The organism is Agrobacterium vitis, assembly GCF_013337045.2.
In the GTDB taxonomy this organism is placed as follows: Bacteria; Pseudomonadota; Alphaproteobacteria; order Rhizobiales; family Rhizobiaceae; genus Allorhizobium; species Allorhizobium vitis_B.
The window spans coordinates 2,496,476-2,521,691 of record NZ_CP118259.1 but is presented as its reverse complement, the minus strand read 5'-3'; the positions used below and the strand labels follow the sequence as shown (position 1 = coordinate 2,521,691).

23 protein-coding genes are annotated in these 25,216 nt (G+C 56.0%); 9 read left to right on the top strand and 14 right to left on the bottom strand.

All coding sequences use genetic code 11. The features are described 5' to 3' along the window. Positions 1-60: 60 nt before the first annotated feature. The 4 genes from G6L01_RS12175 (at position 61) to G6L01_RS12160 (ending at position 3,390) form a co-directional block, all read left to right on the top strand. Positions 61-1,488, top strand: coding sequence for an aldehyde dehydrogenase family protein (locus G6L01_RS12175; protein WP_174089259.1), 1,428 nt, complete (start codon positions 61-63; stop codon positions 1,486-1,488). Continuing rightward, positions 1,485-1,874 carry a RidA family protein gene (locus G6L01_RS12170; protein WP_070166608.1) on the top strand — a complete coding sequence of 130 codons (390 nt, stop codon included), beginning with the start codon at positions 1,485-1,487 and terminating at the stop codon, positions 1,872-1,874. Before G6L01_RS12175 ends, G6L01_RS12170 begins: the two co-directional genes overlap by 4 nt. A 247-nt stretch (positions 1,875-2,121) precedes the next feature. Further along, the gene (locus G6L01_RS12165; RefSeq protein ID WP_070166607.1) at positions 2,122-2,523 is read left to right on the top strand and encodes a DUF1236 domain-containing protein; all 402 of its coding nucleotides are present in this window, start codon (positions 2,122-2,124) and stop codon (positions 2,521-2,523) included. 375 nt (positions 2,524-2,898) lie between these two features. Then, the gene (locus tag G6L01_RS12160; RefSeq protein WP_070166606.1) at positions 2,899-3,390 is read left to right on the top strand and encodes a histidine kinase; all 492 of its coding nucleotides are present in this window, start codon (positions 2,899-2,901) and stop codon (positions 3,388-3,390) included. Positions 3,391-3,574: 184 nt separating this feature from the next. Here G6L01_RS12160 and G6L01_RS12155 read toward each other — a convergent pair whose 3' ends face one another. The 7 genes from G6L01_RS12155 to G6L01_RS12125 form a co-directional block, all read right to left on the bottom strand. Then, on the bottom strand, positions 3,575-3,886 hold the full coding sequence (locus G6L01_RS12155; protein ID WP_197432331.1) for a hypothetical protein: 312 nt from the start codon (positions 3,884-3,886) through the stop codon (positions 3,575-3,577). Positions 3,887-4,006: 120 nt separating this feature from the next. Then, positions 4,007-4,588 (bottom strand): NAD(P)H-dependent oxidoreductase, encoded by a 582-nt coding sequence (locus tag G6L01_RS12150; RefSeq protein ID WP_070166605.1) that lies wholly within the window; start codon positions 4,586-4,588, stop codon positions 4,007-4,009. Positions 4,589-4,811: 223 nt separating this feature from the next. After that, the gene (locus tag G6L01_RS12145; RefSeq protein WP_070166604.1) at positions 4,812-6,218 is read right to left on the bottom strand and encodes an FAD-binding oxidoreductase; all 1,407 of its coding nucleotides are present in this window, start codon (positions 6,216-6,218) and stop codon (positions 4,812-4,814) included. A 3-nt stretch (positions 6,219-6,221) separates the two neighbouring features. Further along, on the bottom strand, positions 6,222-7,553 hold the full coding sequence (locus G6L01_RS12140) for a cytosine deaminase (protein ID WP_070166603.1): 1,332 nt from the start codon (positions 7,551-7,553) through the stop codon (positions 6,222-6,224). Further along, positions 7,553-8,365, bottom strand: coding sequence for an ABC transporter permease (locus tag G6L01_RS12135; protein WP_070166978.1), 813 nt, complete (start codon positions 8,363-8,365; stop codon positions 7,553-7,555). Before G6L01_RS12135 ends, G6L01_RS12140 begins: the two co-directional genes overlap by 1 nt. Positions 8,366-8,406: 41 nt before the next feature. Next, positions 8,407-9,264, bottom strand: coding sequence for an ABC transporter ATP-binding protein (locus G6L01_RS12130; protein ID WP_070166602.1), 858 nt, complete (start codon positions 9,262-9,264; stop codon positions 8,407-8,409). 231 nt (positions 9,265-9,495) lie between these two features. Continuing rightward, the gene (locus tag G6L01_RS12125) at positions 9,496-10,515 is read right to left on the bottom strand and encodes an ABC transporter substrate-binding protein (RefSeq protein ID WP_139190362.1); all 1,020 of its coding nucleotides are present in this window, start codon (positions 10,513-10,515) and stop codon (positions 9,496-9,498) included. A gap of 239 nt (positions 10,516-10,754) precedes the next feature. On the opposite strand from G6L01_RS12125, the gene G6L01_RS12120 reads away from it, so the two are divergent. Next, complete coding sequence (locus G6L01_RS12120; protein WP_070166600.1) at positions 10,755-11,711, top strand: LysR family transcriptional regulator; 957 nt, start codon at positions 10,755-10,757, stop codon at positions 11,709-11,711. Here G6L01_RS12120 and G6L01_RS12115 read toward each other — a convergent pair. Then, complete coding sequence (locus tag G6L01_RS12115; protein WP_070166599.1) at positions 11,696-12,496, bottom strand: creatininase family protein; 801 nt, start codon at positions 12,494-12,496, stop codon at positions 11,696-11,698. The genes G6L01_RS12120 and G6L01_RS12115 overlap by 16 nt on opposite strands. 303 nt (positions 12,497-12,799) lie before the next feature. Between G6L01_RS12115 and G6L01_RS12110 the strand changes: the two genes are divergently transcribed. Further along, positions 12,800-13,579 (top strand): metallophosphoesterase family protein, encoded by a 780-nt coding sequence (locus tag G6L01_RS12110; protein WP_070166598.1) that lies wholly within the window; start codon positions 12,800-12,802, stop codon positions 13,577-13,579. Between the two features lie 9 nt (positions 13,580-13,588). On the opposite strand, the gene G6L01_RS12105 is transcribed toward G6L01_RS12110, so the two are convergent. Then, positions 13,589-14,482: a DMT family transporter gene (locus G6L01_RS12105; RefSeq protein ID WP_070166597.1), complete on the bottom strand. Its 894-nt coding sequence runs from the start codon at positions 14,480-14,482 to the stop codon at positions 13,589-13,591. Positions 14,483-14,951: 469 nt separating this feature from the next. Between G6L01_RS12105 and G6L01_RS12100 the strand changes: the two genes are divergently transcribed. Next, positions 14,952-16,250, top strand: a complete 1,299-nt coding sequence (locus G6L01_RS12100) for an adenylosuccinate synthase (protein WP_060718166.1) — start codon at positions 14,952-14,954, stop codon at positions 16,248-16,250. A 59-nt stretch (positions 16,251-16,309) separates the two neighbouring features. Then, the gene (locus G6L01_RS12095) at positions 16,310-18,466 is read left to right on the top strand and encodes a hypothetical protein (protein WP_070166596.1); all 2,157 of its coding nucleotides are present in this window, start codon (positions 16,310-16,312) and stop codon (positions 18,464-18,466) included. A gap of 321 nt (positions 18,467-18,787) precedes the next feature. Here the strand turns inward: G6L01_RS12095 and G6L01_RS12090 are convergent, their stop codons facing one another. Next, positions 18,788-20,041 (bottom strand): MFS transporter, encoded by a 1,254-nt coding sequence (locus G6L01_RS12090; RefSeq protein ID WP_337692705.1) that lies wholly within the window; start codon positions 20,039-20,041, stop codon positions 18,788-18,790. Between the two features lie 217 nt (positions 20,042-20,258). Between G6L01_RS12090 and G6L01_RS12085 the strand changes: the two genes are divergently transcribed. Beyond that, positions 20,259-21,527, top strand: coding sequence for an arsenic transporter (locus tag G6L01_RS12085; RefSeq protein ID WP_070166595.1), 1,269 nt, complete (start codon positions 20,259-20,261; stop codon positions 21,525-21,527). On the opposite strand, the gene G6L01_RS12080 is transcribed toward G6L01_RS12085, so the two are convergent. From G6L01_RS12080 to G6L01_RS12065, 4 genes are all read right to left on the bottom strand, one after another. Next, positions 21,519-22,499, bottom strand: coding sequence for a DMT family transporter (locus G6L01_RS12080; RefSeq protein ID WP_070166594.1), 981 nt, complete (start codon positions 22,497-22,499; stop codon positions 21,519-21,521). The genes G6L01_RS12085 and G6L01_RS12080 overlap by 9 nt on opposite strands. 1 nt (position 22,500) lies before the next feature. Next, positions 22,501-23,244, bottom strand: coding sequence for a spermidine synthase (locus G6L01_RS12075; RefSeq protein ID WP_174089258.1), 744 nt, complete (start codon positions 23,242-23,244; stop codon positions 22,501-22,503). A 221-nt stretch (positions 23,245-23,465) separates the two neighbouring features. Continuing rightward, the gene (locus G6L01_RS12070) at positions 23,466-24,323 is read right to left on the bottom strand and encodes a class I SAM-dependent methyltransferase (RefSeq protein ID WP_070166592.1); all 858 of its coding nucleotides are present in this window, start codon (positions 24,321-24,323) and stop codon (positions 23,466-23,468) included. Positions 24,324-24,362: 39 nt separating this feature from the next. Further along, a complete protein-coding gene (locus tag G6L01_RS12065) occupies positions 24,363-24,689 on the bottom strand; it encodes a class I SAM-dependent methyltransferase (RefSeq protein ID WP_139190363.1) in 327 nt (108 codons plus the stop codon). Positions 24,690-25,216 lie beyond the last annotated feature (527 nt).

The window sequence follows — 25,216 nt, the reverse complement described above, 5'->3', positions numbered from 1 at the left end:
CATTCCGATTCGAGGAGTTTTGCAGTAGTCTCCGGTCAAACAAACCACCGGAGGCAGTTCATGAGCAATCATCTGAAATTCTTCATCGATGGCGCCTGGGTCGATCCGGTTCACCCCGCCGTGCTCGACGTGATCGATCCCTCGACGGAAGAGGCCTATACCCAGATTTCCGTCGGCTCAAAGGCTGATGTCGACAAGGCGGTGGCAGCGGCGAAACGCGCCTTTGCTAGTTTTTCGCAATGGTCGGTCGCGGAGCGGCTGGCGCTCTTGAACCGCATTCTTGACGAATATAACCGCCGGTACGAAGATATCGCGCAGGCTGTCAGCCAGGAAATGGGCGCGCCGCTCAGCTTTGCCCTGGAAAGCCAGGCCTGGGCCGGACGCGCCCATATGGAAGCGACGATTGCCGGGCTGGAGACGTTCAAGTTTTCCGAACAGCGCGGCGGCACCATGGTGGTCAAGGAGCCGATTGGCGTCTGCGCGCTGATCACGCCGTGGAACTGGCCGCTGAACCAGATCGTCTGCAAGGTCGCGCCCGCCATCGCCGCTGGCTGCACGGTGGTGCTGAAGCCGTCGGAGATCGCCCCGATCAGCGGCATTATCTTCTCCGAAGTGATGGAGGCCGCCGGTACGCCGAAGGGCGTCTACAATATGGTCAGCGGCAATGGCCCGGATGTCGGCCAAGTGATGGCTGGTCACCCCGATGTCGATATGGTGTCCTTTACCGGCTCGACCCGGGCCGGGATTAATGTTGCCAAGACGGCAGCGGAAACGGTGAAGCGCGTCGCCCAGGAACTGGGTGGCAAATCCGCCAATATCATCCTGCCCAATGCCGATTTCGAAACGGCAGTGCGCAAGGGCGTGCAGGGATGTTTCGGCAATTCCGGCCAGTCCTGCGATGCGCCGACACGGATGCTGGTACCCGCCGACCGTCATGACGAGGCGCTGACCTATGCGAAGTCCGAGGCCGAAAATTTCGTGACCGGCGATCCGCGCAGCGAAGACACCAAGCTTGGCCCTGTTGTCAGCCAGATCCAGTATGACAAGATCCAGGGGTTGATCGAGGCGGGTATCAAGGACGGTGCGACGCTGGTGACAGGCGGGCCAGGGCGCCCGGAAGGGCTGAACCGCGGCTATTACATTCGCCCGACCATCTTCGGCAACGTCTCCAACGACATGACCATCGCCCGCGAAGAAATCTTCGGCCCGGTCCTGTCGATTTTGCCCTACAAAGACGAGGGCGAGGCGGTCGAGATCGCCAATGACACGGTCTATGGGCTGGCGGCCTATGTGCAATCGACCGATATTGAGCATGCCCGCGACGTGGCAAAGAAAATGCGGGCCGGGTCGGTCTATCTCAACTACCCGGATTGGGACACGTTCGCACCATTCGGCGGCTACAAACAGTCGGGCAATGGCCGCGAATATGCCGATTGGGCCATCCACGATTTCCTCGAGATCAAAGGCATCGTTGGCTGGGACGCATGAAGACGACCTTCAACCCGCCATCGGTGCGCAGACCCTTCGGCAATTACAACCACGGCCTGCTGGTGCCTCCGGGTGCCAGCCTGCTGGTCACCTCCGGCCAGCTCGGGATCGGTGTCGATGATAGTATTCCCGATGACCTCGAAAGCCAGGCGGTTTTGTGCTTCGAGGCGATCGGCACTATTCTGGCCGAGGCGGGCATGAGTTATGCGGATGTGATCCGCATCTCTGGTTTTGTCACCCGCCGAGAGGATTTTGCATCCTATATGCAGGTGCGTGATCGTTATACGTTGGAACCAAAACCGGTTTCAACGCTTCTTATCGTCACCGGATTTACCCGACCGGAATTTCTGGTTGAAGTAGAAGTGACGGCGGCTAAAATAGTCTGATGTTTTTTTCGGCTTGATTTTATCGAGCCGGAATATTTTGATGTTTACAGGTCGAAAATAAAAGATCTGAACATTTCTTTACATTCCAAAAACTAAGCGTTTCTACCGTCTAATCTCATATTGAAACATTTATGCAATATGAACGATAGATGAATGACGTGTTCAACGGATGTTATTTAAAATATTCGGAACAAATAGTTTCCTTCTCCGTTATGCCCCCAGATAATCGGAAAGAAGGAATATCCTGATGAAAACCAAGATTGCTCTTATTGTCGCTGCCGCTCTTGCCGGCTCTGTTGCAACCTCCGCCATGGCGCAGAATGCCACTGTGACCGGTGCAGCAGGTGGTGCGGTTACCGGTGCTGTTGTTGGTGGTCCCGTCGGGGCAGCCGTTGGCGGCGTCGTCGGCGCAGTTGCCGGAACGGCCATTGATCCGCCGCCACCGCGTGTTGTGACCTATGTTCGCCAGCAGCCAATGCCAGCGCAGCCTTACGTGACCGATCAGGAAATCGTGGTTGGCCAGCACTTGCCGCGTCAGATTGTGATCACCCCGATCCCGGAAGATCCGACCTACGCCTACGCGATCGTCAACAACGAGCGTGTTATCGTCGATCCGCAGTCCTATACGGTCATTGATATCATTCAGTAACGACCTTTTTTGACTCTCCAGTCATCTTGCCCCGCCGGCCTTGCGCCAGTGGGGCTTTTTTTTGCCCGGAACGTCCAGGGCCTATATTGGCATGACGTACAACATACCCTGAAATAGTACAGCTCTGGTCAGCAATTCCCAGCGACAGACGGATGGAAATCTCTAAGTTCGGCAATCGACACCTGATCGATCCAAGTGCACTGACGCATTCACTTCGTTCATGCTTTCGTGCACTCGGTTTTTGTTTACGCATCGATTTTTCCAAACTCGGCTGACGCCTCGGGTTGGATCGATACTCTAACTCTTTGTTTTAACGCATTTCCGGACGCAAAACCGCTGTGCACTTTTGCTGGAAATGCTCTAGGGGGACCATCCGTGAAGAGACTATTCGCCGTTGCCGCGCTGACCTTCTTTCTGCCAAGCCTGTCTTTTGCCGATACGCTGCTGTTTCCAAGCGATAATCCGGTCGCGCGTATCACTATTCCCGCCGACTGGGAGCCGAAGGAAACCGAAAGTGGCATCGATGCGACCTCCGAAGACGGCGCGATCTATATCGCCATCGACGTTGCCAACGCCAAGACCACGGATAAGGTGATCGATGACGCCATCGCTTTCCTTCAAGACAACGGCGTCAAGATCGACGGCTCGACCCAGAAGCAGTCGGACGAAGTCATCAATGGCATGGACATGACCAATTTCGACTGGACCGGCGTCGATGAAGACGGCGCCGTCAATGTTGGTCTGTCGCTGCTCTCACCCCGTCCCGGAAAGCTGCTGGTCATTACCTATTGGGGAACGAAGGGCAAACAGGAAAAGCACGGTGCCGAATTGCAGGAGATCATCTCCTCGCTGAAGGCGGCAAAGTAGCCCTTAAAGGTTGTTTTTATTTTTCCAGTAAATCCTATCAAAAAGGGAGGCGGATACCTCCCTTTCTCTTCGGCTTGCTGCATGATTCCTTAAATCGGAATCTATTTAACGGGAAAATTATGCAGCAGATTTAAAGTGTTACAGCGTCATTTGTGCGTTTTATAAAGCGCACGGCGCGGTAATATCAGACGGTTGCCGTCTGGCTACCGTTACCAACGGCAACGAAGGTGAAGTTACGATCACTCGCATCACCGCTGTCACCGCCCGTCTTGAGATAAACGCCGTTGACATCGAGGCTGATGATGACGGCGTTGTCCCTCGTACTGCCATCGCTCGGAAAAATCTGCGTTACCGAAGCACCGCCGATCTTGCTGAAAGCGGGGCGGAATGAAACCTGGTAATGTCCTTTGGAAACGCGGGATACGCTGAAACCTTCGCCAGAAATGATTTCACCTGTGGATTTGACCGTACCTGCAATAATACGTTGATCAGACATAAAAATATTTCCTCCAGTGATACACCTCATTTGGTGCATCACGTAAATACAAAACCAAAAGTGGTGATTCAAATTGATTTTGTTTTGAGGTATTACTATTTTTGGGTGTAATTTAATAAATTAAAACCGCTCCATCACGCCCCCCACCTTATCCAGAAAGGTGGCGCGGCTTTGTTGCGTGCAATTGTTCATATCGTAATGGGCAAGAAATTTTACCGGCGCGCCGAGCTTGATCTGGGCGCGCAGCACACGCTTCACGGATTTCTTTGGTGGGTTACCCGCAAGAAAAGCCCGCAACGGGGTTGCGCCATAGGTTAGAACCCCCGCCAGTTTGCGGATATGGCGCAGCGTTGGCGTCAGTTTTCCATCGATCAGTTCGAACGTGACCCCCGGCAGCCAGACACGGTCAAAATAGCCGCTCAGCATGGCGGGAAAGCTGAAATTCCACACGGGGGTGACGATAACAAGGCCTTCTGCTGCCTTCAACCGCTCGACATAGGATTTCACCGGCTGGATATTGTCTGGATAATCATGATAGATCCGCCGCTCCTCAGCCGAAAGAACCGGGTCGAAACCCTCATCATACAAATTGCAGCCATCAACCTCATGGCCGGCTTGCTCCAGGCTTTGGCAGGTCTTGTAGTAGAGCGCCCGGTTGAAGCTTTCAGCCAAGGGATGAGAGTGAAGAACGAGCACGCGCATGCAAAAGTCCCTGGTTTGCACCCGCCGGTTCCCCGGAGGGTTCTGTCAAAAACATCCGCGTCGTTTGTCCCGATGCCTTCTTCCGCCTGCTGGCTGGAGGAAAGGTCATGTTCATGCATGATCAGGGACAAGCCCCGCCAGGAGTACCTTCGGACTGTGAAGACGGCCTCATGCCGTCAAGCCTTTGCGTTCTAAATCATCTCCGGTTGAAAGTGCAAGGATTTCAATCGTCTCCCATCGATTGTAATCCGGGAAACAGATAGTTGCGCCCGGCGGAAAAGTCGAAATCGGGATTTTCCCAGGCGATCATCTTGCCGGGATTGAGCAGGCCCTTGGGGTCGGTTTCCTGTTTGAAGGCCAGCTGCACCGTATCGGTCTGCTTCATGCCGCCTTCTTCCAGCGTGTAGCGATGCGGGTTGAAGATCGGGCAGCCGTTGTCCTCGTGGATGCGGATGATCTCTTCCAGCCGTTCCTTGGTGGTATATCGCACCAGCGGCAGGCCGGAGCATTGGATGGCGCCATCAAAGCGCATGAATTCCAGGTGGCCGATCACCTCATCACCAAAAATTTCGGTCATCTTCCCGACCTTTTCGACATGATCCGGCCCTGGATATTGCACTTGCAGATAGGTGATCGAAGGATCGACCTTCAGCGCCCGCAGCGTCGTATGGTTCCAGGCCAGTTCATAGGCATGGGGAATACCCTTCATGCTTTCGACAGTGTCGGAACGGAATCGCAGATCGGCCTTCATTTTCTCGGCATAGGCAAGAAACGGCCCCATGGAATGTGGCGCGACCATCAGCACCACCACGGACTGGCCATCCTTCAGCCAGGGCTTGTGACGGGTGAAATACTCATAAGGCACGGGAGCCGCGATGGGCGCCACTTCCTTCAACAGAATACCGTTGCGGTGGCTGAGCGCATCGGCAAAGCGCACCGCGTCCATGTAGTCGTCATAGCCGACGATGACATCTACCCAGTCATAGGCAGGGGCCAGCGGCATTTCCACTTCGGTGATGATGCCATTGGTGCCATAGGCGTGGCTGACCTTTTGCAGGTCCCAGGCGGAGAGTTCCAGTACCCGCGGTTCCGCCTCCATGGTGACCACCCGCAGCGACAGGATATTACCGAGATCGCGCAGGCCACCCCAGGTGATCGATCCGACCCCGCCCGAACCTCCGGCGACGAAGCCGCCGATGGAAGCAGTCTGGGCGGTTGAGGGGTGGAAGCGCAATTCCTGGCCGGAATGGGCGCGTGTCTGGCGATCCAGTTCGGCGATAACGATGCCCGGCTCGCAGATCACTCGGCCTGGGTGAATCTCTTTCACCTTGTTCATGTTGATCAGGTTCAGCACGATGCCGCCGGACAGCGGCATGGCCTGACCATAATTGCCAGTACCCGCGCCGCGTGGCGTCACCGGCACGCCATGGGCATAGGCGACTTTCAGCGTGCGGATCACCTCTTCTTCGCTGACCGGGGAAACCACGAGGTCCGCCGTGACGTGGTCCAGCTCGGCCTTCAGGATTGGCGAGTACCAGTAGAAATCCCTGGACTTCTGCTTGACCAGCGCCGGATTGTCCTCGACGGCGATCCCGGCCAGTTCAGCTTTGATTTTTGCGTAATCGGGCATGGTTCAATCTTCCATCACATGGTCAAGGTCGCGGTAGTCAGGAAGCTGCGCGTCGATAGCCTTGCCGGAACGCAGCACGATGCGGTCAGCCTGCGGACGCGATAAAAGCTCGCTCCAGTTTCTCGCCGAAAACATCACCAGATCCGCCTTGGCGCCGACCTTGATGCGGCCATGGTCGGGGCGTCCAAGAATATCGGCGGGGCTGCGGGTGACGATCCGGGCGGTGCTGTCCAGCGGGTGATCGAGATGGATGATCCTGACCGCTTCGCGCAGCACTTCCACACAATCGAGATCGCCATAGGCGTAGAACGGATCGCGGGTATTGTCGGAGGAAACTGCCGTCTGAACACCTGCCGCCGCCAGTTCATGAAACAGGGTGACGCCGCGTTGGCGGGGTGTGCGACCAGCATGCCGGTCCTGCAAATACATGTTGCACATCGGCAGCGACACGACGGCAAGCCCGGCTTCCGCCACCTTGTCGATGGTGGCCTTGGCGATATCGTCACTCTGCTGGGTCAGTGAACAGCAATGGCCAACCACCACCGAACCTTGAAAACCATTGCGCAGCTTGGCTTCGGCAATCGATTTCAAGGTCAGCACGGAAGCATCCTGCGTCTCATCGACATGCAGGTCGATGTCGAGGCCGTGATCACTCGCGGCGCGAAACAGCCGGTCCAGCCGGTGGTCCAGATCCGGCAATACTTGCGTGACGCCGCCGAGAATGCCCTTGTGTGCGACAAGCACCTCCAGCAGATCATTGAAGAAGGCCGTGTCGGTCATGTCCTCAAAAGGGAAAAGGGCGACGGCCTGAAGGTCGATCCGGCCCGCCCACTCCTTGCGTATCTGCGAAAACACCTCGAAGGAAATCCGGTGCTGGGGGGCGCTGCTGTCAAGATGGGTACGGATCAGGCTGGTGCCGTGGGCATAGGCGCAGCGCAGCGAAAATTCCATCCGCGCCCGCACATCGTCTGCCGACCAATTTGCCTCGCGGTCCTGCTTTACGGCATCGAGCGCGCCGATGAAATCGCCTGTTGGATTGGGCTTTCGCGGCCAGATATGGCCCTTGTCGAGATGGGTATGCATGTCGGTAAAGGTCGGCCAGACCATGGCATCGCGCAAATCAATGATCGGCAGGTCTGCCCCGGTCTTGTACTGAGATGCGGTGCCGACCTTAACAATGGCTTCAACCTTGCCATCGTTAATAATCAGATCGGCGCTGACCAGCCCCTCGCGCACCGGTCCAGCGGGAACGTCATCCACCGCTTCGACGGGTAAGGTGGCGCGCGTCAGGGCAAACCGCCCGGCTTTGGGAAGATCGGCAAACAATCTGGTCATCAGTTTTCTCGCTTGATGCTGCTTTCATGCCAGCGATGCAGCGCCAGCCATGAGATGAAGGAGGTGATCGCGAAGATCACCACGCCGAGGCACGATAGCAGGAACAGGGCGGCAAACAGCCGGGGAATGTTCAGCCGGAATTGCGATTCCAACAACCGGAAGGCAAGCCCGGAACCGGCGCCCGCCGAACCCGCCGCAAACTCCGCCACCACGGCGGCAATCAACGCCAATCCGCCACCGATCTTCAGACCGGTCATGAAATAGGGCAGCGAGGCTGGCAGCTTCAGATAAAGCAGGGTTTGCAGCCGCGAGGCGCCGTAGAGATCGAACAGGTTGAGGAGATTATGATCAACGCTTTTCAACCCCTGCACCATGTTGGAGAGGATCGGGAAAAAGGCGACCAGAAAGGCGCAGATCAACAGCGCCACCTGGGTTGACGGTGCATAGATCAGGATCAGCGGCGAGATGGCGACGACAGGCGTGACCTGAAGGATGACCGCAATTGGGTAGAAAGCCGTTTCAATCCATTTCGACTGGACGAGAAACACCGCAATGCCGACACCACCGACCAGTGCCAGAGCCAGTGCCATCAGAGTGATCTTCGTCGTCACCCAGAGCGCCGGTCCCAGAATGCCCCAATCTGTATAGAGCGCCTTGGCGACCACCAAGGGTCCGGGCAGGATATATTGGGGTACTTCGGACAGAATGACGCTGACATGCCAGATCAGGATCAGTATGGCCACGACGGCAAGCGGAATCAGTACCCGAAGAGTGGTTTCTCCATGGCGGGCAAACACGCCTTGTTTTGGCATGGCCAGGCTTTCAGCTTCGGCTGGTGTTTCAATCTCCGGGGTCATCCGTGATGCTCCAATCCCGCCTTGGATGGGCCGCCGTCAAGAGGAAAGCCGATGGCTTCCAACAGGACATTCGAGGCCTTTTCGCAGACCTGCCGGTATTCTTCCGAGGTTCGGTAATGGGCGTCGCGTTCCAGGCTGGTGGAAATAGCGAAATCGGCATGCACCCGGCCGGGCCGTGCCTTCATCACCACGATGCGATTGGAAAGATAAGCGGCCTCGAACACCGAATGGGTAACGAAGATCACGGTAATACCGGTCTCGCGCCACAGTCGCAGCACGTCGTCATTCAGCTTTTGCCGGGTGATCTCATCAAGGGCGGCAAACGGCTCGTCCATCAGCAGCAGTTTCGGCTTGGTCACCAGGGCGCGGGCAATCGACACTCGCATTTTCATGCCACCGGAAAGCTGGCGCGGATAGGCATCCGCGAAATCCTTCAGTCCCACCGTGTCAAGGGTTTCGAGAACGGTCGAGGTTGCAGTTGCCTTGGAAATCCCTTGCAGACGCAGTGGCAGATAGACATTGCCGAACACCGTCTGCCAGGGCAGCAGGGTCGGCTCCTGGAAGACGAAGCTGATATCACCTTCCGGCAGGCCCTTGGCATTGATGCGGGAACTGGGCCAGTCGACCGTGCCGCTGGAGATGCCGCCGAGACCGGCAATAATCCGGAGCGCCGTCGATTTGCCGCAGCCGGAAGGGCCCAGCAGGCTGACGAATTCACCCGCCTCGACGGTGAGTGACATGTTGGACAGCGCCACCGTGCCGCTGGAAAACACTTTGGACACGCCTGTTAGCATGACAAGGGCGCGCTGGCGGTTTTCAGTGCGAGGCTTTTGCAGTGGTTCAGTCGGGGTCATTCCGGGGCCTGTCGTTAAGGGCCTATATTTTGTCTCAGGGAAAAGAGCTTCTCTTGGGGAAAAGTGGACCCGGTTTCCCGAAAAGACAAACGCAAACAAGAGAACAGAGTGTCTGTCTGGCTCGATTTGAGCCTGACAAACACGGATAAGGACGAAGGATCTGTCCTCCTTATCCACACGCTGTGGCGGCGCCTCTATCCGGTGCGCCGCCCTGTCTTTGCTTCTTCAGCTTTACTTTTTCAGGTTAAGGCCAACGCCCTTGCAGACGAACTTGGTTGTGTAGGCCTTGTTGTAATCCAGCTTGGCATCGACAACGCCGATCTGAACCATGGTATCGAAGAATTTCTTGTAATGCTCATCGGTCATGCAGCCGATGCCCTTTTCCAGGGTCGGGCCGGAATCGACGATGCCATATTCCTTCATTTTCTCGATGGAAAAGGCGATCTGGCTATCGGTGATCTCAGGATTATCCTTTTTGATCAGTTCATTGGCCGCTTTGTTGTCACCGTAGAGATATTTGTACCAGCCCTCGGAGGAGGCATCGATAAAGCGCTGCACCACATCAGGCTTCTTATCGACCATGGTCTGGGTGGTGGTAATCATCGTCGCATAGGGCGTGTAGCCATTGTCGGCCAGCAGGAACAGTTTCGGCTTGAAGCCGCCCTGCTTTTCGATCTCGTAAGGCTCAGACGTGATATAGCCTTGCTGGGCGGATTTCTTGTTGGCGAGGAAAGGTGCCGGGTTGAACGTATAGGGCTTGTATTGCTCGTCCTTGAAGCCCGGATAGTTCTTCTTCATCCACTCGAAATAGGTGGTGTAGCCTTCCTTGCCCATGAAGATCGTGTCGAGCTTGGCGAGATCGCCAAATTTCTCGATCCCCTGGTCAGGATGGGCAATCAGCACCTGCGGGTCCTTCTGGAACATGGCCGCGACGTCGATCAACGGAATGCCCTGCTTGACGGCATCCAATTGTTGAAGCGGGCTGCCCATGTAGAAATCGACCTTGCCGGCGATCAGCAATGCCTGGTTGGCCGCATTCGGGCCACCCTGGACGATCTTCACCTTCAAACCGTATTTTTCATAGGTGCCATCGGCCACGGCCTGGTAAAATCCACCATGCTCGGCCTGGGCCAGCCAGTTGGTGCCGTAGCTGACCTCGTCCAGCGCCATGGCTGGGCTGCCAAGGCCAAGGGCCAGTGCGGTTGCGGCCAAAGTGTTGACAATTGTCTTGTGCAGTATGGTTTTCGTCATGTGTGTTTTCCCCTGATCCCTCGGATCGCGTGCTGCCGCCCGATGTCCCATGCCGCTGAAATGGCTCCGCTCAAAATGGCTCCACTGAAATGGCCCGCCGCGTTTTATGCATTTGAGCGGTTGCCTTGCGGCTTGAAAAGCATCAAATTTCGTCCGCTTCGATGCCTTAATGGCATCGCTTGCTCGCTCTGTATGTGAATCGTTCAATCTGCCTAAAAAATGGACTGGTGTGTTACGCCATGCTTCACTCCCGTAAGCTGCTTTATATAGACGAGATTGCCCGTTGCGGTTCAATTCGTAAAGCCGCCGCTAGACTTAACGTTGCATCTTCCGCTGTCAACCGGCAGATTCTGGCACTGGAAGACGAGCTGGGCGTTCCCCTGTTCGAGCGTCTGCCGCGGGGCTTGCGGCTGACGGCGGCGGGGGAGCTGTGTGTGGAGCATATCCGCGAAGTTCTGAAGGGCTATGAACGTCTGGAAGCCCGTATCCGCAGCCTGAAAGTGCCGCAGGTGGGAAAGGTATCGCTGGTCGCCACGGTGGGGTTGGCCGCCGGTCCCCTGCCGGAAATCATTGCCCGGTTTCTGGACGCGCATCCGCGCATCAAGGTGCATTTGCGCAATGACAGCGGCTCCACCACCCTCAATCCGGTACTGACAGGTGAAGTGGATATCGGGCTGGGCTTCAACATCCCGGCAACGCCAGGCATTCGGACCATCGCCAATTTTGATATCCCTGTCGGCGCGGTTTTACCGCCCGGTCATCCGCTGGCGCGGGAAAAAGGTCCGGTCGATCTGGTCGATGTGGTGCAGGAAAAACTGGTGCTGGCTGAGCCTGGCACCAGCCTGCGCAATGTCATCAACCTGGCGCTTGCCAACCTGCCGCTGCCGGTCGAGCCCCTCTTGGAAACCAATGCCTCCGAACTGTTGAAGCAATTGGTTAAATGCGGCACGGCGCTGACCCTACTCAACCCGCTGGATGTGATTGTCGAATGCCGCAAGGGCGAACTGGTCTTTCGCCCGCTGGCCGAACCGCATTGCCGTCACCAGCCGATGAAACTGTTTGCCCGGGCGCGGGCGCCGCTGGATGCGGCGACCAGTCTGTTCGTTGAATATCTGGTTCAGGAAATCCAGGCCCTGGTGGAGGAATTGCAGGGCAGGGGGTATCTTGCCCCGGACCGTGGTTATTCCGGGGAATAAAGCGCTGACAGCGGATAGTCCCTGACGTCACGCAAGAGCTGGATGAAGCCGTATACCTGGTGACGGCAGATAGCCTCACCCTTTTGCGCCGTGCCTTTCGAGGCATCGCCGACCACACCGGCTGGATTGAGATCATGGGCAATCCAGGCCAACGAATGGGGCGGCAAGGGCTGTAGAAAATCCGAGCGCTCCTTCATCCATTCCGCTTTGGAGACGAAGTTTTCGGCCTTGTTCATCCGCACCAGTTCGGGGCGGAAATGCAGCATCAGCGAGGTTTCCACTTCGCCGCCATGAATGCCATAGCGGTTTTCATGATCGGAAATCATGCCCTCGGGATTGCCGAACCGGCTCCATTGGGTGGACACCACCGCCATCTTGTGACGGACGCGCAATTCGCGCCCGACAATGCTCATGATGTCGACATTGCCGCCATGGGAATTGACGATGACCAGCTTGCGCAGGCCCGCTTCCGCCACCTTGGCGCCGATCGCGGTCCAGGCCGCAATCAGCAGATCCGCACTGAGCGAGAGCGTGCCGGGGCCATAGACATGTTCATTGGCCTTGCCGATTTCCTGGGTGGGGAGAACCAGAAAGTCCAGGTCGTCCGGGCGCTGGCGCTTTAGCTCTGTCAACATTCCGTCGGCAATCGCCACATCGGTTGCAATGGGCAGATGTGGCCCATGCTGTTCGGTGGAGGCAATCGGCAAAACAGCGATGGTGCTGTCAGGTGACAGGCTGGCGAAATCATAGGTGTTCAGTTCATTCCAGTAAAATGGCTTGGTCATGATGCTTCCCTATTGATTGGCTAAAATCGATCAAAGTTGATATTGGATCGGATGGAACTTTCGATCTTTTTGTAATCGCTGGTCTTTTTACGAAAGCCGGGCCCCACTTTTCTCTCATAGTCCTAGGGATAAGCTCTGTTCATGTCGCGGAAAAGCATCGATTTGCGCGCGCCGCGATGCTGAAAAGCGTGCGATTCGAAACGCTGTTAACCTTAATGGTTGGTAATTATCACGATTGGCCCTGCGCGTGGTTGAGAAGCGATTGCGACAGGCGTAAAACGGTTGCGGGAAGCTGGAACCATTATGATAAAGTTGTTGCGTAAATTTCTCGACGTCGGATCGGAAACCGGTGTGGCTGGCATGCGTAGTCGTGTGGATATCGATCCCAAGGCGTTTTCCGCGATTTATGCGGTGGGGGATGTGCATGGTTGCTATGCTGAGTTGCTGGAGGCGGAATGCCGTATCCTGCACGATGCCGGCAGTATCGATGGTCCCAAGCTGATTGTCATGCTGGGTGACTATGTCGATCGCGGGCCGTCCTCGCGCCGGGTGATCGATCACCTGATGGCGCCGCTGGCGCCAGGTTTCGAGCGGATATCGCTTTGCGGCAATCATGACGATGTGTTTTGTCATTTTCTCGACGATCCCTCGGCGGGACGGCGCTGGCTGGATTTTGGCGCGGCGGCCACGCTTTATTCCTATGGCATCGACATCGACCACGCCTTGCACCAGGCCGGTAGTTTCAAGGGGCTTTCCACGGAGCTGGCCCGCGCCATCCCTGAAAGCCATTATGCCTGGCTGAAATCCCTGCCGGTCATGCTCAAGGTCGGGCAATTTCTGTTCGTGCATGCAGGCTTGAAGCCGGGCGTTGCGCTGGACACCCAGGCCGATGAAGACCTGATGTGGATCCGCGAACCCTTTCTCGGTCGTGGCCCGGAACTGCCTTATACGGTCGTGCATGGACACACCCCGACCGATACGGTCACCTTCGGCAAGAACAGGATCGGCATTGATACCGGCGCCTATGCATCAGGACATCTGGCTGTCTTGCGGATCGCCGATGGGCATACCAGCCTGATCTAGAGCCTGTTATCAGCGAGCAGTGGTTTGCGGTTTGCCCCATTCGGCCAGCGCGATGCCGCCGATCACCAGGCTGAGCGCCAGCATGTGGAAACCTTCCAGCTTTTCACCGACCACGGCGACCGACAGGATGGTGCCGAACACCGGTACAAGGTTGATGAACAGACCGGCCCGGTTGGCGCCGATCATGTTGACCCCTGATATATAGAGTGTCTGCGACACCAGCGATGGTAGCAGGCCGCAAAACAGAATCAGCGCCCAGCCGGTGGCATCGGGTGCAATCAGGCTGCCATTGTTGGCTTCCCAGGCGACGAGCGGCAGGGAGGCCAGCGCAGCGCCGAAGGCGAGGGCTGCCATCAGCGTCTTCCAATGCAGTTCCGGCTTCCAGCGCAGCGCCACGGTGAAGATCGCATAGCACAGCACCGCCAGCAGCATCAGCGTGTCGCCGAAATTCAGCCGCAGCGACAAAAGCGCCATCAGGTCGCCATGGCCTGCCGTCAGCGCCACGCCGATAAAGCTGATCACGAAGCCTGCAATCTGGATGGCGGAGGCGGCGATTCGAAACAGCAGGAAATTCAAAAGGAAGATCAGCACGGGAATGCCACCCTGTTCGATGGCACCATTCACGGCAGACGTGTATTTCAGCGCTGAATAGAGAAAACCGTTAAAGCCGGTATAGCCGATTGCACCGAGCGCCAGCAGCAGAGGGATATGACGGCGCACCACCGGCCAATCCGCCTTGATCTGGCGGGAGGAAACGGCCAGCAGCAGCGTCAAGGCCAGCGACCAGCGACCAAGATTCAGCATCATCGGGCTGATATGGCCAACGGCCAGCTTGCCCGCCACGGCATTGCCACCCCAGAACAAGGTTGTCAGCACCAGATAGGCGTAGGCTTTGATTTGCATCTGATCGTTCAACCTATGCGCGTCTTCGTTTGCGATGCAAATGTGCCTACTGCATAATTCCCGAAATCGGAATCGATTTCGGGATAAAATTATGCAGCAGCTAAAAAGCGTTACAGCGCCTTTCGCGCGCCATGAACTGGCGAGCGGTGCTGTAATGCATAATTTCTGAAATCGGAATCGATTTCAGGAATTATGTCTGGTGTTATCTCTTTCCTTGCCATGCAAAAAGCCGGATTAACGCGCATAAACGTGTCGCTTTCCGCAAAACAACACAGTATAGATGCGCGGGTTTGGGGACGCGCAGGCGCGAAAACGCGCTGCCTTGACTGGAAACCTGTTCAGGACAATCTGCTTCAGGGGAAAATGGCGGCGCGCAGCAGACAGAACGTGTGACGGCTTACGGCTTTATCAACCGCCAGCGCTGTCGCGAGGCGAGGTTACGCTTGAGGCGTAAAGACAGGATTTTGAAATGACGAATGTCGTGGTGGTTGGCTCCCAATGGGGTGACGAAGGCAAAGGCAAGATCGTGGACTGGCTGTCCGAGCGCGCTGACGTGGTCGTGCGCTTCCAGGGCGGTCATAATGCCGGTCATACGCTGGTCATCGACGGCATTTCCTATAAATTATCGTTGCTGCCTTCGGGCGTCGTGCGTCCCGGCAAGATGGCGGTGATCGGCAATGGCGTCGTGGTCGATCCGCATGCGCTGATCGCCGAAATCGCCAAGCTGGCCGCCCAGGGCGTCACCGTAACCCCTGATAATCTGCGCATTGCCGACAATGCGACGCTGATCCTGTCGCTGCACCGCGAACTGGACGGCATGCGTGAAGACGCCGCCACCAATAGCGGCACCAAGATCGGCACCACGCGGCGCGGCATCGGCCCGGCTTATGAAGACAAGGTCGGCCGTCGTGCCATCCGGGTGATGGATCTGGCCGATCCTGAAGGTCTGGCCGAGAAGGTTGCCCGCATCCTGCCCCATCACAACGCGCTTCGCCGTGGTTTTGGTGCGCCGGAGGTCGAACATTCGACAATCATGGAAGAGCTGCTGTCGGTGGCCGACAAGGTTCTGCCCTTCCGCGAAACCGTCTGGTTGATGCTGGACAAGGAGCGTCGTCGTGGCGCCCGAATCCTGTTTGAAGGCGCGCAAGGCTCGCTGCTCGATATCGACCACGGCACCTATCCCTTCGTCACCTCGTCCAACACGGTCGCCGGCCAGGCCGCGGCAGGCTCCGGCATGGGGCCAGGCTCGCTCGGTTATATCCTTGGCATTACCAAGGCCTATACGACCCGCGTTGGTGAGGGCCCGTTCCCGACCGAGCTGACCGACGAGATCGGCCAGTTTCTTGGGGAAAAAGGTCACGAATTCGGCACGGTCACCGGCCGTAAACGCCGTTGTGGCTGGTTTGATGCGGCGCTGGTGCGCCAGTCGGTGGCCACCAATGGCATTACCGGCATCGCCCTGACCAAGCTTGATGTTCTCGATGGCTTGGACGAGCTGAAGATCTGTGTCGGCTACAAGCTGGACGGTGTGGAAATCGACCATTTGCCGGCTGCCCAGGCCGCTCAGGCACGGGTCGAGCCGATTTATGTGACGCTGGAAGGCTGGAAGGAATCCACCGTCGGCGCGCGCAAATGGGCCGATCTTCCCGCCCAGGCGATCAAATATGTCCGCCAGGTGGAAGAGCTGATCGGTGCACCGGTCGCGCTGTTGTCCACCAGCCCGGAACGCGACGACACCATACTTGTGACCGATCCATTTGAGGATTAAGGTTAGAGTTGAATTAATTTGTCTTGTCGGCCTGGGCCGGTGATCACGAGAAAGTACGGATGGCAGATTTCGTAGCAGTTATTCGGCGCGCCGTTGATGGCCTGTCGAACAATACCCCGGAAATGCGCGTAAAGGTGTATGAGAAGGCTCGCGGCGCAGTGATGCGGCAGCTGGACAATATGACACCCAAGCCGTCGGAAGACATGCTGCGCCGCCAGCTGGACAAGCTTGACGCCGCGATTGCCGAGGTCGAGGCAGATTATGCCGAGGCTCTTCCTGCCGTGGAAGAGGAGGCCTATGAGCCGGAGCCGGTTTATGAACCGGCCCCAGCGCCGGCCTATGAACCTGAGCCGGAACACGTTTACCATGAACCGGAGCCTGTTGGCGAACCGGCGCATGAGCCCGAATATGTGCACCAGCCTGAACCTGTTCATGAGCCGGCTTATGTTCCTGAGCCTGCCCCAGCACCTGTCTATGAGCCGGAACCAGCGCCAGAGCCAGTGTATGAACCGGAGCCGGAGCCTTATAAGCCAGAACCGGCGCGCATTCCGCCTGCTGCCATTCCGCCCGCTATTTGGGAGACTGAAGAGCCTGCCCAGCCAGCAGTGTCTTCTGCGCCTGCGGCCCCAGCGCCAGCCGTAAAGCCTTCGGCGCCACAGAAGCATTCGATGGATGAATGGCTGGAAAGCCATTTGGAGCCGACGCCAGCTCCGCTTGCACCTGTCCATTCCTTTGAAGCCCAGCCGCAGTCGCGTCAGGAAGAGGCAGAAAAGCCCCCAGTCTACCCCGCTATTCCACCGGCACGCCAGCCGGTGTTCGATGAAGGCGAGGCGCTGGGCGCTTTCGATGCTTTCGTGCGCGACAACAAGCAGCCTGCGGCGCAGGGTGGCTCCTTCTCGCAAGCTGGTCATGAAGATCCGAAGGATCTTCTGGACTGGAGCGACAAGCATCAGAATACCAGCTTCGGCACGCCTGCCGATCAGGCATCCGGAAACGATGAAAGGGCCGTTCGCAACGGAGCTTCCGCGAGCAAGGCAGGCGAAGATCCTGCCTGGTTCGATGATTTCGTCGCGGCACAGCCTGTGCCACCGGCGGCAGCTAAAAAGCAACCGCGCACCGCCGCGCCGGACCGAAGCAATTCCTCGGAAGAGATGGCAGCCGTGCTGGCAAAGGCCAACAGGAAGGCTGGACTGCGCACCAAGAAATCCCGCCGGACCGCGCCTTACATCATCACAGGCGTGCTGATCCTTTTGATCGGCGGCGGTGGCTACTACGCCTATGCCCATCGTGACAATCTGCCGGGCGCCATTGCCGGTTTGAAGCAGACCGTGACAGGATTGTTTGCTTCAAAGGGCTCTTCGCCAGCGTCCGCACCGTCTTCGCAGACGGGCAGCGCGGATGCCGGAAAACCGGCGACCGTTCCAGCGTCAACCGGCGATGCCGGGGCCGCGGGGCAGAAATTCACCCAGAAGCTGATGCCTGACGGTACGGAAGTGGATGAGGGCGCCTCGAACGCTGCCGCCAATAGCGGCGAGGGCCGTTCGGTGGCCCAGCAGAATGGCGGGGCCAATCCGGCAGCGCCAGTGTCCGGTGGTGCGGCCAGTGCGCCAGCCACCACCACGCCTGTGCAGGGTGCGCCGTTTACCGTGCCGGAAAATGGCCAGAAGGCCTATCTCTACGAAGAGCGTCTCGGCCAAACGACGCCGACCACCGTGCAGGGCTATATTGTCTGGGAAGCCCGGCATGAGACTGGCGACAGCGGCAAGCCGGAACCGGAAATACAGGGCAAGCTGACGATCCCTGAGCGGGGGCTGACAGCGCTGATTACCTTCAAGCGCAATACCGACAGTTCGCTTCCCGCCAGCCACCTGATGGAAATCGTCTTTTCGGTGCCGCAGAATTTCGAAGGCGGCGGCATAGACAGCGTTCAGCGCGTTGCCATGAAGGCAAGCGAGCAGGATCGCGGCGATCCGATCGTGGCGGTGCCTGCCAAGATCACCGATGACACGTTCATGATTGCCTTCAACGATTTTGCCGAAGTGGTGGCCCGCAATGTCGATCTGTTGCGCAGCCGTGACTGGATCGACATTCCCGTTACCTATCGCAACGGTCGCCGTGCGCTGATTACCCTCGACAAGGGCGCCGCTGGCAAGCCGATCTTCGACAGTGTCATCAAGGAATGGGCAGCACTCGGAAACAATCGCAGCGGCGGGTGATCCCTGTCGCAACACCCTGCACTCGACCTTGCGCCGAGCCGCTTCTGATCTGAGATTTAACCAGGGCATGTCAGCGTTTCGTGCAAACACTGACATGCCCTATTTTGTTTTATGAACTTCAAGTGGTCCAGACGCCCTACAGCGCCGTGCGCCATATATGGCGCACAAAGGTTCGCTGTAGCTCTTTATATCTACTGCATAATTCTTTAAACCGATTCCGGTTTAAAGAATTATGCAGTAGAGCATCGGAACGATGCTCTAAGTTTTTGTTTACGCATCGGATTCATCCGAAAACCGGTTCTTAACTTTCGGTCCGATGCTTTACCGCCTATGCTCCGGCAGTTCCGGCGCCACCTGCTTATGGTTGACGATGAACAGCAGCAGCGCCAGGGCAGCAATGCCGCCATGGACGAAATAGGCGAGCGAATAGCCGCCTTCCTGTGTTAGCCAGCCGGCGACGACATTGCTGGATGAGGCGCCGATGCCCTGGACGGTCATAACGGCGGCGAGACCAACGTTAAAGCGGCCGGAGCCGGACAGAATACGTTCGGCGGCAATTGGTGTAGCGATGCCGATCAGGCCAGCCCCGATGCCGTCGAGGATCTGTACCGGGTAGATGGCGGCAAAGCTGGAAAAACTACCAGCGATCATGCCCCGGATCGGCAGCGCCATCAAAGCGATAAAAAACACCGACCGCAGACCAAACCTTGCAATCATCCACGGCGCAGCGCAGGCGACGACGATCATCGCCAGTTGCGAGACGCCTGTGGTGATGGCGGTGGTCTTGAAAGGACTGTCGAGCTGGATAGAGAAATTCTGAGCGATCAACCGGCTGATCGGCGCGTTTCCAAAGTGAAAGATCATCAGGATCAGGGCGAGCACGATCAACCCGCGACTATGCACCAGCATGGAATAGCCCGAGGGCTGGGCTGCCGCGTGGCCCGCATCCTCAGCCGATCTGTCCTTATGACTCAGCCCGCGGGCAACGTCCTGGTCGATTTCCTGGGGCCGGATCGTCAGGACTGCTGCAATGGTGGCAAGGGCAGAGGCGATCATCAGCCAGACAACGCCGTTCTGGCCGAAATAGCTGGTGAGGACGAAAATACACGCCAGTGAAAACACATTGCCGGTATGGTTCCAGACTTCATTGCGGGAGACCTGGTTGGAAAAGGCTCTTTCGCCGACCAGTCCCAGCGTCATCCCCATCAGGGCAGGGCCGATCACCGCGCCCACCAGGGCCGTTGCCGATTGTCCGCCGAACACCGCCAGATAGTCGGGGCTTGCCAGCGTCCAAAGTGCGGCAGCTGTGACGAGTGTGACTGGCAGGATGATCAGGCTCCGTTTATAGGGGCTTGCATCGACAACCGCGCCAAACAGTGGCGTGACCACCATGCCGATCACACCGCCCATCGTGGCGATGATACCCAGTGTCATCGGCGACCATCCATGGGTTGCCAGGAAGCCATCAAGGAAGGGGCCGAGCCCGTCACGGGCATCGGCAAGGAAGAAGTTGAGGAAAGCAAGGGCAATGAGCGAGCGGCGGCTCGCGGAGACAATCTTGGACTGTGCGATCACGGGAGCGCTTTCGGAAAGGTTGAAAAATCAGCAGTTTAGCGTCAAATAGGCATGGGCAGGCGCCTCATTAATTTGCCAAATGCAAAATTGTTCCATGCCGCTTGCTCTTTGCGTATCCTGGACTAAATGGGAGATCTGATCTGACGCCGGTTCTCGGCGTCTGCCTGCCAGTCCTTTCCTTGGCCCTCGTTCCGGCCGCGTCTTTTTCGGATGTTTCATGACCGCGACTTACCTGACCTGGGCTGTTTGCGCCCTCTCCGTTCTGGGCGTTATCAGCCGGCCCTTTGGCTGGCCGGAGGCGATCTGGGCTGTGCTTGGCGCCATCGTGCTCCTGGGCCTGGGCGCGATTGGCTTGGGGGTGATCGGCATCAACGATGCCTGGGCAGGCGTTGCCAAGGGCTATGATGTCTATCTGTTCCTGATCGGCATGATGCTGTTGTCGGAACTGGCCCGGCGCGAAGGTCTGTTCGATTGGCTGGCGGCACTGGCAACGCAAAGGGCCAAGGGGTCGCCGCTCAGGCTGTTCGTGCTGCTCTATGGCGTCGGTGTATTGGTCACCGCTTTTCTCTCCAACGATGCAACAGCGGTAGTGCTGACGCCTGCGGTCTATGCGGCAACCAAGGCGGCCAAGCTCAAGAACCCGATGCCCTATCTGCTGATCTGCGCCTTCATCGCCAATGCGGCAAGCTTCGTGCTGCCGATTTCCAATCCGGCCAATCTGGTGATTTTCGGCGGTGGGGAAATGCCGCCGCTCTCCACCTGGCTTGCCACATTTGCACTGCCATCGCTGGTGGCCATCGTTGTGACCTTCGCCATGCTCTATTGGAGCCAGAGACGCGCCATCCACGCCGAGGTGATGGATCGGCAGGTTGAGACGCCGCATCTCTCCCACAGCGCCAAGCTGGCCGGCTGGGGACTGATCCTGACCGCCGCCGTGCTGATGGCGGCGTCGGCCCTTGGCCTTGACCTTGGCTTGCCGACCTTTATTGCCGGGGTGCTCACCACTGTGCTGGTGCTGGCCCTGAGCGGGCAGGGACCCGTTGAGACGTTGAAGGGCATGTCCTGGAGCGTGTTGCCGCTGGTGGCGGGCCTGTTCGTGCTGGTCGAGGCGCTGGACAAGACAGGGCTGACGGTGCTGCTGGCCCGTTATTTGTCCGAGGCAGCCGCAGCCGATGTCAAGGTAGCGGCCATGGGGGCAGGCCTGCTGGTCGGCTTCCTCTCCAACCTCGTCAACAATCTTCCAGCCGGTCTGGTGGCTGGAGCCACGGTGCAAGGCGCCCATGTGGGTAGCACTGTTTCCGGTGCTATGTTGATCGGGGTCGATCTTGGCCCCAATCTGTCTGTGACCGGTTCGCTTGCCACCATTCTTTGGCTGTCAGCGCTCAGGCGCGAAGGCCTGCATATGGGCGCGCTGGAATTTTTGAAAATCGGTGCTGTCGTGATGATCCCGGCGCTGGTGCTCTCGCTGTTGGCGATATCAGTTTGATGGTTGTGGTTCTGTGCTCTTCAGGTCCGGTTTAGGTGCGATCGTAGCGCGAATGCCGATGACAACGCCGATGATGATCAGGAAGCCACTGGATAACTCCATTATATCCGGAAGTCGTTTGTCGATAACATAAGCATATAGCAGGCTCGACAAGGTTTCAAAAACCACCAGTTGCCCTGCCACGGCAACAGGAAGCGCACGGGACGCATTGTTCCAAAGCACGGTAGCGTACCATGAAACGATTGTGCCAAGCACGAGACTTCCAGCCAGGAACTTCAGAAAAACGTGCTGATTATACAAGGGTGAGAAATCCACGATCATGACGAGATCATGAGTAGCCATAAGAACAATCAGAATGACAAGCGCCTGAAATCCCGTTGCAAGGCCGATTGCAATTGACCAAAGATTTGCACTGATCTGGGGATTTTTCTTCATGTAACGAGCGTTTGTGACTCCATACATGGTCCATAAAACCAGCGCGCATCCCGCCAGAAAAATTCCACCGGCAAGGTTTGTTAAATTCATCGGATCCGTGGTAGACATGACCTTGCTACCGTTGAGGATGCAAAGACCCGCCAATATGATCAGGATAGCCGGTAAAAGCCGACGGAATTCGAATTCCTTCTCGACAATATTGCCAATAATGGCAATCGTGACGGGCAGTGTCCCGATAATCAATGCGGCAATCTGAACCCCTGCAAGGTGAATAGCCGCAACCAGCAGGCCGTAATATCCGATATTGCCAGTAAACGACAAAACCAACACGACTTTCCAGTCGTGGAATGTGAGGCGTTGCAAATGTCCTTTTGTCAAAAATGGAACAAGAAGAAGAGATAGAAACCCGTAACTGACATAACGTCCTGCTGTTATAATGATCGGGTCTATTTCCTTTGTGAGATACGGTATAATAAATGCTAGACCCCAGATGAAGTTGGCGAATGTTCCAATTGTTAGTGCCTTAGTAATTGTCATGTTATGTCTCTTTGGAATAGTGGTTTTCAGTAACCAGAACGTGTTCCATCTGTGATAAAGTAATTGGAGTAAGGTAACGCTTTTCGAGCTCTATAGATGTTCTGAGCAGCTTGGGGAGTGAAAACATGTGGCGGTGGGTTGTGCCGTCGTAGGTTTCGGCGCCAGAACCCTTCAGACGGTTTAGTCGGGCGTCGATCCAAGCCGGATCGGCCAGTGCGATTTCTTTTGCGGCGCGTCCTGCCAGTGCAAAGCACCAGGGAACACCAAAACTTTGCACGTGCTGGGTGTAGAGCACGGTTTCGGGGAAGATGTTGTCAAGTGTGGTGACGACCCTTGCGGTAAAGCGACAATTCATCGGATGCGCTTGCCCGGCCTGGGTAACGAAAATACCATCATCTGTGAGTAAGTCTGAAAGCATCCCTAGGTATTCACTGGAAAAAAGATGTGATGAATAGCTGTCGTCTGTCGCATCTGGGGTATCAGCGACAATTATATCGAAACGTCTGCCTTCTTTCAGAAGATCTTTTAATTGCTCATGGGGCGGTCCAAAGACCATTCTGACGCGCGGGTCGGCGAGGCTTTCGCCGTGCATATGCCCTAAAAACCGTTGTGAGATCTGATGAAGCTCGTGGTCGATATCCAGCAATGTCACATTTAACAGATGTGGCAAGCGCAACACTCTTGGCAGCGACCCTCCATTGGCTCCCCCTATCAACAAAACAGTCTGTGCTGTTATGCAGGCCATCTGGGCAGGCAGATGAAGAGCGTCATGGTAGAATGCCTCGTCTTTCTGGGTTGACTAAATGCATCCATCCAGCAGCAGCGAAAGGCCGTATTGATGGAAATCAACAATTTCCCAGCCCTGGATTGCGGTCTTTCCACTTGCCACGATCGTTTTATGCGGTGTGCGTGGCTCTCGTCCTTCGATTGATATTGCTGAACCCAGCCTTCCATGGTCGCAGCCTTCTATCTGACGTCGTGACGACGTGTGGCTGTCACGCACACGTAGCCCAGCAGGCCTTTGCGGGTTACATCCGCTTCATATCCGGCATGGGCAATGGCGGCTTCATGGTAGTCTCGAGAGGACAGGCTGGTAATTCGGTCGGCCATGGCGTCGCGGACGGTCACAGACTTTTCTTGCCATATGCGAAATGTTTGCTTTAAATCAATAGTTTGTATGTTCTCAAAGCCTGCTTGGCTTAGGGCGTCGGCATATTCATCGGTTGTGTAGACCGTCGGGCACTGCCACTCCCTTGTCAAACGATCCCAGTCATCTGCGGGAATTGGCCCAAGTCGAACGCGCTCCATGACCCCAATACGGGCCCCCGGTCGCAGCAGGGTGGCAAGATGGGAAAACAACCGTGTGGCGTTGAAATGGCAGAATGCACCGGTCCCATAAACGCCGTCGAAGACTGGAGCCTCGCTATATTCGTAAATATTGGCTTGCACGAACGCCAATCGGTTTCTTAAAGAAGATTCGAGGGTTGCTGCGTAGTCTCGAGCGTCAGCCATTGGAACGGTTGAAATCTCAACACCTGTGACGTTCCAAGTAAACTGTTCAGCCATATAGGCCGCAACCCTGCCACGACCGCTTCCTATATCAAGCACTCTGGAACCAGGGGGAAGATCTAATGCGTCCCCAAGTTTCTTGAGTTCCGTTTTGCTGTTGTCGCTGAACTGAACAATATATTCTGTAGCTCTAAAGACTACAGGGTATATAATGTCATGTATTTTTATATTTTGAGCCATAGCATCGTCGTATAAAATTTTTACAGCATCAAAATTTTCATCGATTGATAAATTTTTATTGTTGTAGTTATTCATGAGTTTATATCTCGGCGATTTTAATTTGTAAAATGTTGGCTATAGCTTGCGCCGAACGTCTTTCGGTAGGTTGAACATATGCATATGGGTAATGCCGTCGTATAGCTTGAGATCCCCCGACACATTCCGGTCGATATAGGCGTCGATTGCTGAAGATGTGAGTTTCAACGGCTCTATCGGACTAAATGAGCCTGCAAACGTCAGCCATGAGGTCCCATAGGCTTGCGGATGGCAGATCCAAGCGACGGTATGAGGGAAAGCTTTAGCCAATGTTTCGTGGATTGTTTTGGCCATATCATCCGATTTCGGGCCAGCAGACCCACCCCAGGTGACAAACATTCCGTTTTCACCGATGAGGCGCGCCATCGAATCCTGCCGTCTTGCCGCCGAGCCTTATGAGCAAACCAAGTTGTTCTATAGAGTCAATATTTATATGAATTCCTGATTTAATCAGGCGAGTCATTAGGGATTCTGAAATTCCAGTGCTTGCGAAAATAATATTTCTCTCTGAAAAAAAGAAGATTTTACAATATTTATATGTTTCTGTGAGTTTGCAAATATTCCAAATCCATTTGTTATTATAATATTTAGAAAAATTGGATTATAATTCGCCATGCTGGCAAAATTTAATTTTATATATTATGGATTTAAATTTATCTATATTTTGGTCTATCTTGTTTCGGGAGTAAATATAAAATGGTGTTTTCTGTCGTGCGAGAAAATGCTCGATATCCAATACGGTCATTAGTGTTTCTTCTCTAGGTAGCTTAAAATAATAATGATGCTAATAATTGCAATTTTGAGAAATTAAAGTGGCTGAATGTCAATGACTGCTGAATATCTTGCAATGACGCGACATAAATGAAGTAACTCTTGTTATTGCCTTTTCGAAT